This window comes from Dyadobacter sp. CY312, from assembly GCF_021390535.1.
GTDB lineage: Bacteria > Bacteroidota > Bacteroidia > Cytophagales > Spirosomataceae > Dyadobacter.
The window spans coordinates 12579-26172 of sequence record NZ_JAJUXG010000006.1; the positions used below are offsets into that span (position 1 = coordinate 12579).

Annotated in this window: 8 protein-coding genes; 4 read left to right on the plus strand and 4 right to left on the minus strand. The window is 44.1% G+C overall.

All coding sequences use genetic code 11. The features are described 5' to 3' along the window. Positions 1-47: 47 nt before the first annotated feature. The 4 genes from LZG71_RS09195 to cobA form a co-directional block, all read right to left on the minus strand. Positions 48-3659: a nitrate reductase gene (locus LZG71_RS09195; RefSeq protein ID WP_233819299.1), complete on the minus strand. Its 3612-nt coding sequence runs from the start codon at positions 3657-3659 to the stop codon at positions 48-50. A 248-nt stretch (positions 3660-3907) separates the two neighbouring features. Beyond that, a complete protein-coding gene (locus tag LZG71_RS09200; protein ID WP_233819302.1) occupies positions 3908-5218 on the minus strand; it encodes an MFS transporter in 1311 nt (436 codons plus the stop codon). Positions 5219-5326: 108 nt separating this feature from the next. Next, a complete protein-coding gene (locus LZG71_RS09205) occupies positions 5327-6685 on the minus strand; it encodes an alginate export family protein (RefSeq protein WP_233819304.1) in 1359 nt (452 codons plus the stop codon). A gap of 321 nt (positions 6686-7006) precedes the next feature. Next, positions 7007-7765: a uroporphyrinogen-III C-methyltransferase gene (gene cobA / locus LZG71_RS09210; protein WP_233819306.1), complete on the minus strand. Its 759-nt coding sequence runs from the start codon at positions 7763-7765 to the stop codon at positions 7007-7009. A 279-nt stretch (positions 7766-8044) separates the two neighbouring features. On the opposite strand from cobA, the gene nirB reads away from it, so the two are divergent. The 4 genes from nirB (at position 8045) to LZG71_RS09230 (ending at position 13348) form a co-directional block, all read left to right on the plus strand. Further along, complete coding sequence (gene nirB / locus LZG71_RS09215) at positions 8045-10558, plus strand: nitrite reductase large subunit NirB (protein ID WP_233819308.1); 2514 nt, start codon at positions 8045-8047, stop codon at positions 10556-10558. A gap of 304 nt (positions 10559-10862) precedes the next feature. Then, the gene (gene nirD, locus LZG71_RS09220; RefSeq protein ID WP_233819823.1) at positions 10863-11216 is read left to right on the plus strand and encodes a nitrite reductase small subunit NirD; all 354 of its coding nucleotides are present in this window, start codon (positions 10863-10865) and stop codon (positions 11214-11216) included. A gap of 5 nt (positions 11217-11221) precedes the next feature. After that, positions 11222-12667: a histidine kinase gene (locus tag LZG71_RS09225; RefSeq protein WP_233819310.1), complete on the plus strand. Its 1446-nt coding sequence runs from the start codon at positions 11222-11224 to the stop codon at positions 12665-12667. Between the two features lie 3 nt (positions 12668-12670). Beyond that, complete coding sequence (locus LZG71_RS09230) at positions 12671-13348, plus strand: response regulator transcription factor (protein WP_233819312.1); 678 nt, start codon at positions 12671-12673, stop codon at positions 13346-13348. Positions 13349-13594 lie beyond the last annotated feature (246 nt).

Here is a 13594-nt window from a genome sequence, read left to right on the forward strand (position 1 = left end):
TAGGGCGATGCCCTACTTTGAGAGATGGAGCCCTTTCAGGCCAACGGCTAGACCAGGATTTCTTCATTCATTTTTTCTAAAATTGACCTTACTTCGGGGCGGCATGAGCCGCAGCCAGTGCCGGCGCCTGTTTTTTGACAAAGTTTCTGAAAGTCGTTGCAACCTTCCTGTATCGCTTTTTCCAGATTTCCTTTTCCGACATTGTTGCAAGAACAAACCAGTTTTCCGACCATCGGATCCGCTTTCTGGCTCGCCCGGAGCAATTGCAGACGTTTCTCCGAAAGTTCGATACCATTGGCGATGAGGTCTTTAAATTCCAGGAACTCATTTTTGTCCCCGATCAACGTGGCGCCAACGAGCTTGTCGCGATGCACAATGCATTTTTTGTAATATCTTTTCGATTTATCAATGAAGACGATTTCTTCATAGGTGCTATCGTTAGCCGGAACTTCAGTCATACCAATGCTGCATAGGTGCAATCCTTCCATTTTCAGGATATTCATGGAAGTGCTTCCTTTATATGGCTGAGAAATATCGCCTGAAATATATTTTGCGGCTACTTCGGCTTGTTGTTCGGCAGCCAGCGTGATCCCCCACATCTGTCCACGCCATTCGGCAATTTCTCCTGCTGTAAAAATATCAGCATCAGATGTTTGCATGTAATCGTTTACCACAATTCCTCTCTTGCAATCCAGTCCGGTACCCGTTGCAAGTTCAATAGTAGGTACCGTTCCAATGGCCATTACCACCACCTGACAATCAATTTTTCGTCCGGATTTGAGATGAATACCCTGCACTTTATCTGTGCCGGTGAAGGTTGAAACTTCATCGTTGAAGAATATCTCAACACCGCGATCCTGCAAATCCTGATACAACAATTCACTTGCCAATGGATCAAGCTGACGTTCCATCAAGCGCCCGCTGCGCTGAATGACAGTTACTTTGACGTTCATTTCACGGAACGAAGCAGCCAGTTCCAGACCCAGAATTCCGCCTCCCACAATCACGGCATGTGGTTCAGGTTGTTTCAGAAATGGCAACAAAGAATCCGCATCCAATCGGGAACGCATGTTGAAAATTCCCGGCAGATTCGGAACGCCTTTTGGCATAAAAGCTCTGCTTCCCATACCCAGAATCAGCTTGTCGTAACTGTGCTCATTGCCATTACTATCGGTTACAGTTTTGTTTTTCCGGTCAATGTGGGCAATGCCAATTCCTTTGTGAACGATGATGTTGTTTTCGGCAAACTGATCTTCTCTGAGTTTTACCAGTTGCTCCCAGGATTGTGCCCCGCTGATGTAGTCGGGGAGAAGTACCCGATTGTAAAATGGATATATTTCTTTTGAGAAAACATGAATTTCGTCTTCCTGATTTAGAGAGCGATAGGTGTTGATGAATCCCAAACCGGCAGATCCAGCACCAATTACAATGATCTTTTCAAATGGTTTTTTGTATGCCAAAACCTGTACGGCTGAAAACTTAAAATCGGGTTCTTTCGAACGAGGATCTACCAACGAGCTGGTCAAATTATTAGCTCTTCCCAAAGAGCTGCCAAGGATTTTACCCCAATGCATGGGCAGGAAACATAGCCCGGCTTTTACATCTTCCGTAATCTGCACCTTTACCCGAACTTCTCCTCTACGACCTTTTACAACAGCTAGCTGTCCTTCCTGAATATTTCTTTCTTTTGCATCATGAGGATGGATTTGCAAAAAAGGCTGTGGCGTATGCTGGTTCAATTTTGCCACCCTGCCCGTTTTTGTCATCGTATGCCATTGGTCACGTATCCGTCCTGTGGTGAGTACTAATGGAAAATCGTTGTCTGTTGGCTCTGAGGTGTTTTCGTCGTTTACTGCAAAAATCTGGGCTCTTTTGTTGGGGGTGTAGAATTGGTGGTCGGTGAATAATCTTTTTGTTCCGATTTCCGGGTTAATTATTCGTTCCGGTGTTCCCACGGCGTTGCCATGGGCTGAGGGATGGAAGTCTTTCAGGCTAGTGTGTTCTTTCTCCATTCTCCTCATTCCGTTCTCCTTTGCAAACGGCCATTGGATGCTTCGTTCCCTTTTTAGCAGGTCATAATTTACACCGGTTACATCGATAGTTGTGCCGGCGGTGATTTGGGTATATTCGTCATAAACCTCCGATGTATTTTTGTAATTAAATGACTCACTAAAACCCATTTTTGCTGCAAAACGCCAGATGATTTCTGAGTCAGGCAATGCTTCACCAGGTGCATCTATTGCTTTTGGTAAATGCGTGATTCGTCTTTCGGCGTTGGTCATGGTACCTTCTTTTTCGAGCCAGGCTGCCGCCGGGAGCACCACATCGGCATAGGCAACAGTATCGGCACGGTTAGATACATCCTGAACTACGACATACTTGGCATTTTTAAGCGCTTTTTCAGCAGTGTGTACGTCGGGCATACTCACCAGCGGATTGGTATTAATAATCCAGATCGCTTTAAGTCTGTCGTCGGCCAAAGCTTCGAACATTTCCGTCGCAGTTAGCCCCGGTTTGTTGGCGATTTTTACGGGAGTGTTCCAAAATGTTTCCATTTCTTCCCGGTGAGCTGCATTGGTGACATCGCGGTGCGCCGGAAGTATATTGGCCAGTCCGCCTGTTTCCCTACCGCCCATTGCATTGGGTTGTCCGGTTAAAGAAAAAGGACCGTTTCCAGGAATTCCTATTTTACCGGTAATGAGGTGGAGGTTAATCAGGGAAAGGTTTTTGTTGACACCGATCACCGACTGATTCAGTCCCATTGTCCAGAGAGATAAAAATCCCTTCGACCGACCGATCCAATTTGCAGCCACATGAATATCATCCGAATTAACACCACAAATTTCGGCAGCTTCCTCAATGGTGCGCTGAAAAACCTTTTCCCGAAACGCATCAAAACCATCCGTATGATTTACAATGAAATCTTCATTGATGTGATTATTTTCAATCAGAATGCGCCCAATTGCGTTGTTCAGTACAATGTCTGTGCCTGGGTTGATACCCAAATGCAGATCTGACGAACGGGCTGTATCGGTTTTGCGTGGATCAACACAAATGATTTTTACCTTCGGATTGGCAGCTTTATGCGCTTCAATACGTCTCCAAAGAATAGGATGGCACCATGCCGGATTGGCGCCTGCAACGAAAAAAACATCTGCTTCTTCGATGTCGTCGTAGCAAACCGGTACGCTGTCTTCTCCCAATGAAAGTTTGTAACCAACCACAGCGGAGCTCATGCAAAGGCGGGAATTGGTATCAATATTGTTTGAGCCAATGAAACCTTTGATAAGTTTGTTAATCAGGTAATATTCTTCCGTGAGGCATTGTCCTGAGACGTAAAATGCTACGGAATCAGGACCGAATTTTTTGATAAAAGTTTTAAATACCGCCGCTGTTCTTTCCAAAGCATCATCCCAGCTCACTCTCTGCAAAGGCATGGATCGATTCATGCGCATCTGCGGATAAAGCAGCCTGTCCGACTGATCCATGACCGTGTAATGCAGATTCATGCCTTTGGAGCAAAGCATTCCCTTGCTCGAAGGGTGATCTTTATCGCCCTCCAAAGCCAGCTGGCCGTTATTTCCCTTATGAATAACTACACCACAACCCACGCCGCAATAGCAACAGGTTGACTTAAAGGAGTTTGATGTAGGTGTCATGGTTTAATTGGTTGATTGAATCCTCAGAACTAGTATTTCGGTGCGCTGCACCTTGGGTTTTCTTAATGCTTATTTCTCTACAAATATTCCGGCTCTCTGAGCCTTAAAAAATTGCTTCAATCAAAGTCATTTTGTTTCGTTTTGTTCGCTTAACAGGTGCAGAGCACCGAAATATTTGTAGCACTAATGTTAATTTTTGAAAGTATTCAGGTGCAGCGCACCGCAATAACAGGATAAGAAATACTACATCAAGCCTCTGCCGTCTCCATCGCTCCAACCCCTGTCAAAACTTCGCTTTTCTTGTCAAAATTGATAAGTGCAACAACCGCAGCAACACATGCAATGGCAACGCCGATGTATACAAATGCTTGTGAATAGGTGATTGCGCTTGATTTGAAAAGGAATCCTGCCAATACAGCGCCCACATTTCCACCGGCACCCACTATCCCGCTCACTGAGCCAATTGCTTTTTGGTTAACAAAAGGAACAATTGCATAGGTAACGCCATTGGCCATTTTCAGGAACATGGCAAATGCCAACATGGTAACCACTGCCATCACAATACTGCCGCTTTGAGCAAATAATGCAATGCCAATCCCTTCAAGTGCAAGCAGTCCGGCAAGAAGTTTTCCTTTGCCGATCATGCCAAATTTGGCTCCTACTTTATCGGCCACAATACCTCCTACGGCACGGGCAAACAGGTTCATGAATCCAAACGTTCCTGCCAGAATACCTGCCAATGCGAGTGATGTGTTGAAATTTTCAAAGAAGTAAAGTGCTGCAATGTTGTCAAATGTGATCTCAATTCCGAAGCAGGCTCCGTAGGCAAGGAATAGTGCCCAGGTACGAGGATCTTTGGCGGCGATGGCTAGTGAACCTTTGTTTTTCACAGTAGCCGGACCGGCAGTTTCCAAATCTTCGAAATTACCAGCCGGCGTATCTTTGGTGTAGCGATAATAAATTACTGAGAAAACCAGCAACATTACACCTGGTACGATCATAGCAAGTCTCCATGCCGATTCCGGCAAATAGCCTGCTCCGATAAATCCTGCGAAGATCAACGGCATGACCATGTTGGTAATACCTCCGCCCAAATTTCCCCATCCGCCAGCTACTGCATTGGCAGTACCAACGATTTTTTTATCAAACATCACCGACGTGTGGTATTGTGTAATCACAAAAGATGCGCCGATAACACCAATTGCAAGTCGGAACAGAAGAAAGCCTTCATAAGAATGAACCAGACCAACCGTCATTACAGGTATGGAGCATATCGCCAAAAGAGCGGAATACGTTTTCCTTGGTCCCCATGTATCGCAAAGTTTGCCGATCGCGATTCGGGCCACAACTGTGGCGGCTACCGAAGCGATGATGATATTCCCGATCTGACTTTTGGTTAATCCCAAATCCGTTTTGACAATAGTCATCAACGGAGCTAGACCAAACCAGCCAAAAAAGCAAAGAAAAAATGCCATCCAGGTAAGATGGAAGGTGCGCATTTGAACACCTTTAAAACTGAAAATATTTAACTTTTCGAGTGGTTTATTTGTAGTTTCCATGCGTTTGGTTATTTGAAATTCGTGTTGGTGTTGTCCTGCTTTTCAGCCTGAGCTAATACTTTATTTGTAGGTGTAATAAGCTAATAGCCAATCGCTAAAAGCTCAAAGCTATTTTAGAAATTCCGGCTTGATATTAATCATTAAATATGCCCAGTTTGCCATTTTTTGAGGGTCTTTTACGCCCTTTATCTGTGCCAAACTACTGGTAGACAAGTAGGTGCAATAGCCTCCCTGAAAACTTACCGTTTTGGTCAGGTTGTAAGTGGCGATAATATCCAGCTCATTACCCAGGTTTCCTGAAAGATTTTCGTCACTTGTATTTCTGATCTGAGATGCACTGGTAAATTGGTGCAAATCCGTTTGGATTGACAACTTTTCAGATGCTTTGATGGTCGAATGAATGTATAGATCCGATAGTCCGCCTTTGCCAAAACCGTTGGCTGCATAGAAGTAATCCATCTGCCCCCAAAACTTGTGAGGTGTTCCGTACAAGGGATCAAAACTTCCGTTTTTTGTGGAGCCAACCGACGTTCCTGAGGTATGATCAAAACCTGGTCCGAAAGAGAAAATAGGGTTGGCGGCGTAGAGTCCTCTTACAGAATACATGTAGGCATTCAGTCTCGTTCCGTCTTTGTCTTTTCCGGTTTGTAAATAGGCTGATGCGTTCACATTCCAGCTTTTGCCTATTTTGGTTTGCAAATACGGTCCCAAAGTAACCCGGTTCCAGGTTCCTTTGCTCAGGGTCTTTACGCCGGTTTCATTCAAATAATATTTTTGAAAATCATCTTTTAAAATCAGAAAGGATGCATTTCCCTGTTTCAGTTTTTTGCCCAAATAGGCAAACTGCATCGACTTGTACATGGTGCCAATTCCGTTGGTACCCGCCGCGTATCCATTGGGAGCACCGTCAAATAACGTACCCGTTTTTAGTTCACGGTTCTGGTTATACGCAGCGCCTAAATGTGTCGTGAATCCGGCATTGTTGTATTTGAGCAAAATCGCGTCATGCCTCCTTGCTTGTTGTAACCAATCAAGATTTCCCAGCAAACGGCTATCGTCATAAATCAACTCCTGTCTGCCAATTTTGACAGAAAACTCTTTTCCAAGTTTGGTTTGATTCGTATCCAGCAAACTAATTTCTCCCCAGGCTTCGTGCAGCATTAGTCCGTTCAGGTTCGCATTGGTGAGCCGGTTGTTGGTAGAAGCATCCTGTCCCCAAACCCTTACATCCTGAGCCGATACGTAAAACTGTGTGCGGTATCCTTTGTAACCAACATTTAATCGCGTTCTCTGCGAGGTAAAAAAGGCCGGATCATCGCCTTTGGACAAAAGCGTTCCTTGTCCATGCAGCAATTCTGAGCGCGTGCGAAGCTGTCCAGAAATACTGATCTGCGCATTGGAAGTCGATGGTTTAAGGTGGAAAACCAAAGCCAGGCTAACTGTAAAAATGTAAATAGCTGTTTTCATTCAGGTTGATTTTTTAAAATGAAAATGGAAATAAGCGCGGCTGTTAAAAGTGGTTTTTTTGATACTAGTGCTAATGATAAATGTTTTAATACTTTCAAAATGAGACCCTCTTGTCACACTGAGCTTGTCGAAGTGCGGGCAATGAAGTTGCTACAGCCATTTTCAGTATTTTATTAGTGGATCAATGGTAGCTCCCCTGCCATCTATGCGATCAATGTCAAAATGTATGTTTGACTTTTCATTAATTCAATCTTGGCTGCTCGGTCTTCGACAGGCTCAGACTGACAAACTTGGTAGTGTAATCCAGTTTATGTAATTGCTTTAAACAGCACTATGAACACTCTGCAAATACTCCATGGCGTAGGATGGGTGCAGGGCTACTACGTCGCCCATGATCATAATCGCCGGAGTGCTGATTTTGTTTTCCTTCACCAGATAGGGCATTTCCCAAACCTGGCCTATTACACTTTTTTCATCAGGTCTTGTTCCATTCTGAATCACAGCCATCGGCAAATGTCCGCGTCCGAAATGTTTGTACAGATCGCATATCTCCTGCAATTTGCTGAGTCCCATCAGTACAACCACCGTTGCTTTTGACTGAACCGCCAATCGCATATCGTCAGAAAGTTCACCATTGCGGGTGGTGCCGGTTATTACCCAGAAACTTTCACTTACTCCTCTTCTTGTAACCGGAATTTCCATAGAGGCCGGAACCGCTATACAGCTCGAAACGCCGGGCACTACCTCAACCGATATATTATGTTCTCTGGCATATTCCATTTCCTCGTGACCACGACCAAAAACGAATGAGTCGCCTCCTTTGAGCCTCACCACATGTCCGCGCTTACGTGCAAGCCTGACAATCAATCCGTTTATTTCTTCCTGCGAAAAAGAGGCGTCACCGGCTTTTTTACCAACATACATTTTCAATGCGTGCTCTGGCGCAAATTCCAGAAGTTCGGCGTTTGCCAGTTCGTCGTAAAGAATAACATCTGCATTTTTCAAAGCTCTCAATCCTTTCAAAGTAATAAGTTCTCCGTTTCCGGGACCTGCTCCAACCAATGTAAGTTTCGCCTCCATCGCTTCTTTATTATATATGGTGAATATTAGAAATGTACTATGTATAGTAAAACATAACTATATCTAATTGTTGGTTCAAAATTAAGGTCTAAATTTTTAAAAACAATACTTTTACCAAAATATATGTTTAAAAATTATCTGTTTGGCGAATAAAAAATTAGGAAATGCTAAAAATGCGATTTAATTTTGGTCTGTGGTATTAAGGAATGGGAATAATTTATTCTTGAAATATTGCAATAAAAAAACAAGGTTATTCAAAATATATAGTTATTAATGACTATGAAAGCACAAACAACCATCCATATCGTAGTCGTAGGCAATGGTATGGTAGGCTACAAGTTCTGCGAGAAATTGCTGGCCAAAGAGAAAAAAGATCTGGAATTTACACTGACGGTTTTTGGCGAAGAACCTCGTGCAGCCTACGATCGCGTACATTTGAGTGAATATTTCGCAGGGAAATCTGCGGACGATCTTACTATGGCGCCATCGGAATGGTATGCGGAAAACGGTATCAGGCTGTTTCTTTCTGATCCGGTTGTTGATATTGATCGCACTGAAAAACTGGTGCGTTCCCATCACGGTCACATAGTTTATTATGACTATCTTATTATGGCAACTGGTTCGGGTGCATTTGTTCCGTCTATTCCTGGTGTTGAAAAAGATGGGGTGTTTGTATACAGAACTATAGAGGATCTGGAACTGATACAGTCTTTTGCAAAAAAAGCAAAAAAAGGAGCTGTGTTGGGTGGCGGTTTGCTGGGATTGGAAGCAGCAAAAGCACTGCTTGACTTAGGTTTGCAGGAGGCGCATGTGGTGGAATTTGCACCAAGACTGATGCCAAGGCAAATTGACGATGCAGGATCCAGAATGCTGCAAAGTCAGTTGGAGTCGCTTGGATTGAATATTCATTTATCGAAAAGTACGCAGGAAATAAAAGGAGGCGATTGTATTGAAGGAATGCAGTTTGCCGACTCGTATCTTGAAGTAGATATGCTGGTTATTTCTGCTGGTATCCGTCCGCGCGACGAGCTGGCTAAAATTGCAGGTCTGGAAACGCATCCAAGAGGAGGTATTGTTGTGAATAATCATCTTCAAACTTCTGATCCGGATATTTTTGCTATCGGGGAATGTGCACTGGCGCATCACATGATTTACGGACTCATCGCTCCGGGCTATGAAATGGCCGAAGTGGTTGCGACTTATCTAACTGGCGGTTCAAAGGAATTTTTGCCTTACGATATGTCCACCAAGCTGAAACTGATCGGCACAGACGTAGCCAGTTTCGGGGATCCTTTTATCGAAGAGCCAGCCTGCAAAACCATTCGCTACGAAAACAAAGCAAAAGGCGTTTACAAGCGTATCAATGTTTCTCCTGATGGAAAAGAACTTCTGGGTGGAATATTGGTCGGTGATGCAGAGCAATACAATATGTTGCTGCAAACCTGCAAGAGCAAAACAATTCTTCCTCCCGATTCCGAAGATCTGATTTTAGGTTCACGTGGTGGTGAAGAAGCGGGAGCGGGAGTGATGAGCTTTCCTGATGATGCATTGATCTGTTCTTGCGAAGCTGTTACAAAAGGAATGCTTTGTCATGAAGTGGGTGAAAATGGACATACCACCATTGACGCAATTAAGAAATGCTGCAAAGCAGGAACAGGTTGCGGAGGCTGTGTGCCGATGGTGAAAGACATCATTCAGGGTGTTTTAAAAGAAAAAGGTGTTTATATACGCAATGTGGTTTGCGAGCATTTTGACCATTCACGCCAGGAATTGCTGGATCTGGTAAAAATGGAAGGCTTGCGGACCTATGGTTCCGTGCTTGATCATTTCGGTAAAGGAGACGGCTGTGAGGTTTGTAAACCTTTGGTAGCGTCTGTACTTGCCAGCCTTTGGAACGAAAGTATTTTGAAGGCCGACCGTGGTACGGTTCAGGATTCCAATGACCGTTATCTGGCGAATATTCAAAAGGGCGGTACGTATTCCGTAGTTCCGCGGATTCCGGGTGGAGAAATTACGCCTGAAAAACTGATCGTGATTGGTCAGGTAGCGCAGCGTTATGGGCTTTATACTAAAATTACGGGTGGACAACGTATCGATCTCTTCGGAGCACATCTGGGCGATTTGCCGGATATCTGGGAGCAACTCATTGACGCTGGTTTTGAAAGCGGGCATGCCTACGGAAAATCTCTACGTACTGTAAAAAGCTGCGTGGGGTCAACCTGGTGCCGTTTTGGCGTGCAAGATTCTGTATCATTTGCCATTGAAGTCGAGGATAGATACAAGGGTCTTCGTTCTCCACACAAATTGAAATCGGCCGTTTCAGGATGCGTGCGTGAATGTGCAGAAGCACAAAGCAAGGATTTTGGGATTATTGCGACCGAGAAAGGATGGAACCTGTATGTATGCGGAAACGGCGGATCTAAGCCGCAACATGCGCAACTTATCGCTACGGATGTGGACAAGGAAACTTGTATCAGATTAATAGACAGGTTCTTAATGTTCTACATCAAAACTGCTGACCCACTTACCAGAACTGCTACCTGGCTTAATAAAATGGAAGGTGGTATCAATTATCTCAAAGCCGTGGTGGTGGACGACATTCTTGGAGTAGCCGCAGATCTTGAACGTGACATGCAGGCACTGATTGATGTTTATCAATGCGAGTGGAAAGAAGTGGTTGATAGTCCTGAATTAAGGAAACGTTTCTCTCACTTCGTGAATGTTTCCGTTAAAGATCCTTCTATCCAATTCGAGCCTATGCGCGAGCAGAAGAGAGTGAAGGAGTGGGTGTAGGGGGTTAAGAATGAAGGAGTTAAGAATGAAGGAGTTAAGAATGAAGGAGTTAAGAATGAAGGAGTTAAGAATGAAGAATTAAGAAGTTAAGAATGAAGAATTAAGAAGTTAAGAATGAGGGAGTTAGGATTTACGCTGGCCTGAAAGGCCTACATACCTGAACATAGGGCATCGCCCTATGAATATCGAGACAGAAGGCATCGCCGTATGGATACCGAGAATAAGACATCGCCCTGTGATTCTGAGAGGGCAGAAGTATACATCTATCACACCCGGGCGCAGTCCCGGGATTACCAGAAAAATCATGGAACCTGTAAAGAACACAAAAGACAGAATTACATGGCACAAGGCTTGCCATGTGGAAGACATTCCTGCCGATGGCGGCGGATGTGCGCTGATAGAAGGCAAACAAATTGCTATCTTTAACTTTGCCAGAAGAGGAGAGTGGTACGCAACGGACAACATGTGTCCGCACAGACAGCAAATGGCGGTTTCGCGTGGAATGATCGGCAGCCAGGGTGAAGAACCAAAAGTGGCTTGTCCTTTTCACAAAAAAACCTTTTCATTGCAAAGCGGACAATGCCTGAATGACGAATCGTACAAGATCAACACTTTTCCAATTATGGTGAAAGAAAATCAGGTGTATGTAGGATTATAAAATTTATGGAGAAAATTGATAAACGCGTGGCCGGAAGTCTCACGCGTTTTTATGTTGTGGCACTTGTGGTGGTGGCATTGCTTACATTGGGAGGTCTTTTTTTGATCAGAAAAACCATCAGCAGTCTCAATTACGATGGGCGAGTAGTAAATGTTGCGGGCCGGCAACGGATGCTGAGCCAGCGCCTTACCAAACTGGCGCTTGTGAAGATCGGGCAAATCCCGCATGCCGATTCAGTTCGCTATGATTCGTTGCTAAACGCCTGGAAAAATAACCACAACCAGCTGGCCGAAAAAAAACTGCTAGTTGGTAAGGAGACTGTTGTCTGGAAAAGCGCTCCGCTCGACTCCATGTTCGCCCGGCTCAATCCGGTTTTTGAAACAATGTATCAGGCATTTGATAAAATAGATAATTCGGATTTAGCCATTGAAGAGAAGCGGAAAGAGCTGGCCACTGTTCTGGAAATGGAACCGGTTTTTTTATCAAAAATGAATGAAATCGTTTTCCAATTTGACAAGGAAAGCTATGAGCGGCTAAAAAACCTTGAACGGATAGAATGGATCATGGATATCATGACCATCATCGTTCTTTTAGCGGAAGGTCTGCTGATTTTCAGGCCGGTTGTGAATGAGACCAGGCGCGCGATACGATTGCTGTCTCAATCGGAGGAAGCACTATTGAAGGCAAATACCGAGCTTGAAGATAAAAACAAATTGTTGCTGGAAGCGCAAAATCACATTGCCAGGATACAGAAAGAAAAGTATCAATTACAACTCGCTGAAGACCGCATCCGGACGGGTGCGCTGATTGAAGGACAGGAGGAAGAACGAAAACGCTTTGCACGTGAGCTACACGACGGAATCGGACAAATGCTCACAGGTCTAAAACTTCATGCAGAGAAACTCAGGCAGGTTCAGTTTGCTGACGAAAAGCAGCGAAACAGATTTGACCAACTGGTGAAATTGATTCAGGAAACAATCCAGACTACCCGGCAAATTTCCTACAATCTCATGCCCTCAGTTTTGGCTGATTTTGGGTTAAATGCGGCTTTGAAATTGCTTTGTGAACAAACGGCAGATTTATCCGGTTTGAAAATCAGGTATGAAGGATTAGAGGGAACGGTGTCTCTCAATTCGCAAACAGAAATTGGCCTGTACCGTATTGCCCAGGAAGCACTCAATAACACACTGAAACATGCCGAGGCGGATAATGTCGTTATTAAATTGGAAGAAAATGGGAATTGTGTGATTTTGGATATTGAAGACGATGGTAAAGGATTTTTAATTCGTAATTTGAAAAACCAACAAGGCTCCGTTTTTATGCAGAATGGGATTGAAAATATGCGAACAAGGGCAAAACTTTTATCTGGTGATCTGGCGTTGACGTCTGATCCTGAAAGAGGCACTAAACTTGTAGTCACCATTTGCCCGGAGGAAATCCAAATTCTTTAATTCATGCCAATACGTATTTTAGTTGTTGACGACCATTCTGTTGTGCGGCAGGGAATTATAACCTTGCTGGAAGATGAAGAGGATATTCTGATTGCGGGAGAAGCTTCCGATGGCGATGAAGTTGCAGAAATGATTGAGAAAGTGGATCCGGATGTGATCCTGCTGGATCTGACCATGCCACGCATGCCGGGTATTGAAGTGATCAAACAGGTGCTTCCATTGTATCCTGACGTAAGGGTACTGGTTTTTAGCATGCATAATAATCCAGATTATATCCTGTCGGCCATGCACAATGGCGCATCGGGATATTTGGAAAAAGATACAAGTCGCGATGAAATCCTGAAAGCTGTTCGGAGTGTCGCCAAAGGTGAACTGTATTACCCGCCGTACGCCGCCTCGATTATTATCAAAAGTTTTATGAAAAATGCCTCTTTTGCAATTCCGGCAGAAACCAAAGCAGAAGAGCAAAAGGAAACGTCCCTCTGGAAAATTATCACACCGCGTGAGCAGCAGATTCTGAAATGCCTTACAGAAGGGCTCAGCAGTAAAGAAATAGGCGAGCGGTTCGATATCAGCGCCAATACCGTCGCCAACCAGCGAGCCAGTATTATGAGAAAAGCCAATGTTAAAAATACGGCCGAGCTGATCAGTCTGGCACTTCGGACTGCACCCAGGAGATAGTCGCTATTTTAGTGTATTTGACACTCTGAATAAATATTTTTTATCTCCACAAAAGTCTGCGTTCAAGCGTAATAGTATTTATAATTTGGCTTTTGGTCTTACGATTTCGTTTCACTAAGTATCCCTTTTTTTACTAGAAAATGAAGTAGCCGTTTGCTGCAAAAAAAACTTCTCGTTTTTTGTTGAGTTTATGTGTATTATTGACTTCATGAAAACCATCACTGCCAGACAGTAACCCATTAATTT

What these genes read in the sequence shown, in the direction of transcription:
- nirB (WP_233819308.1), top strand. Translation starts at nt 8,045, where the DNA reads ATGAAAGCACAAACAACCATCCATATCGTAGTCGTAGGCAATGGTATG.
- nirD (WP_233819823.1), top strand. Translation starts at nt 10,863, where the DNA reads ATGGAACCTGTAAAGAACACAAAAGACAGAATTACATGGCACAAGGCT.
- LZG71_RS09200 (WP_233819302.1), bottom strand. Translation starts at nt 5,218, where the DNA reads ATGGAAACTACAAATAAACCACTCGAAAAGTTAAATATTTTCAGTTTT.
- cobA (WP_233819306.1), bottom strand. Translation starts at nt 7,765, where the DNA reads ATGGAGGCGAAACTTACATTGGTTGGAGCAGGTCCCGGAAACGGAGAA.
- LZG71_RS09230 (WP_233819312.1), top strand. Translation starts at nt 12,671, where the DNA reads ATGCCAATACGTATTTTAGTTGTTGACGACCATTCTGTTGTGCGGCAG.
- LZG71_RS09195 (WP_233819299.1), bottom strand. Translation starts at nt 3,659, where the DNA reads ATGACACCTACATCAAACTCCTTTAAGTCAACCTGTTGCTATTGCGGC.
- LZG71_RS09205 (WP_233819304.1), bottom strand. Translation starts at nt 6,685, where the DNA reads ATGAAAACAGCTATTTACATTTTTACAGTTAGCCTGGCTTTGGTTTTC.
- LZG71_RS09225 (WP_233819310.1), top strand. Translation starts at nt 11,222, where the DNA reads ATGGAGAAAATTGATAAACGCGTGGCCGGAAGTCTCACGCGTTTTTAT.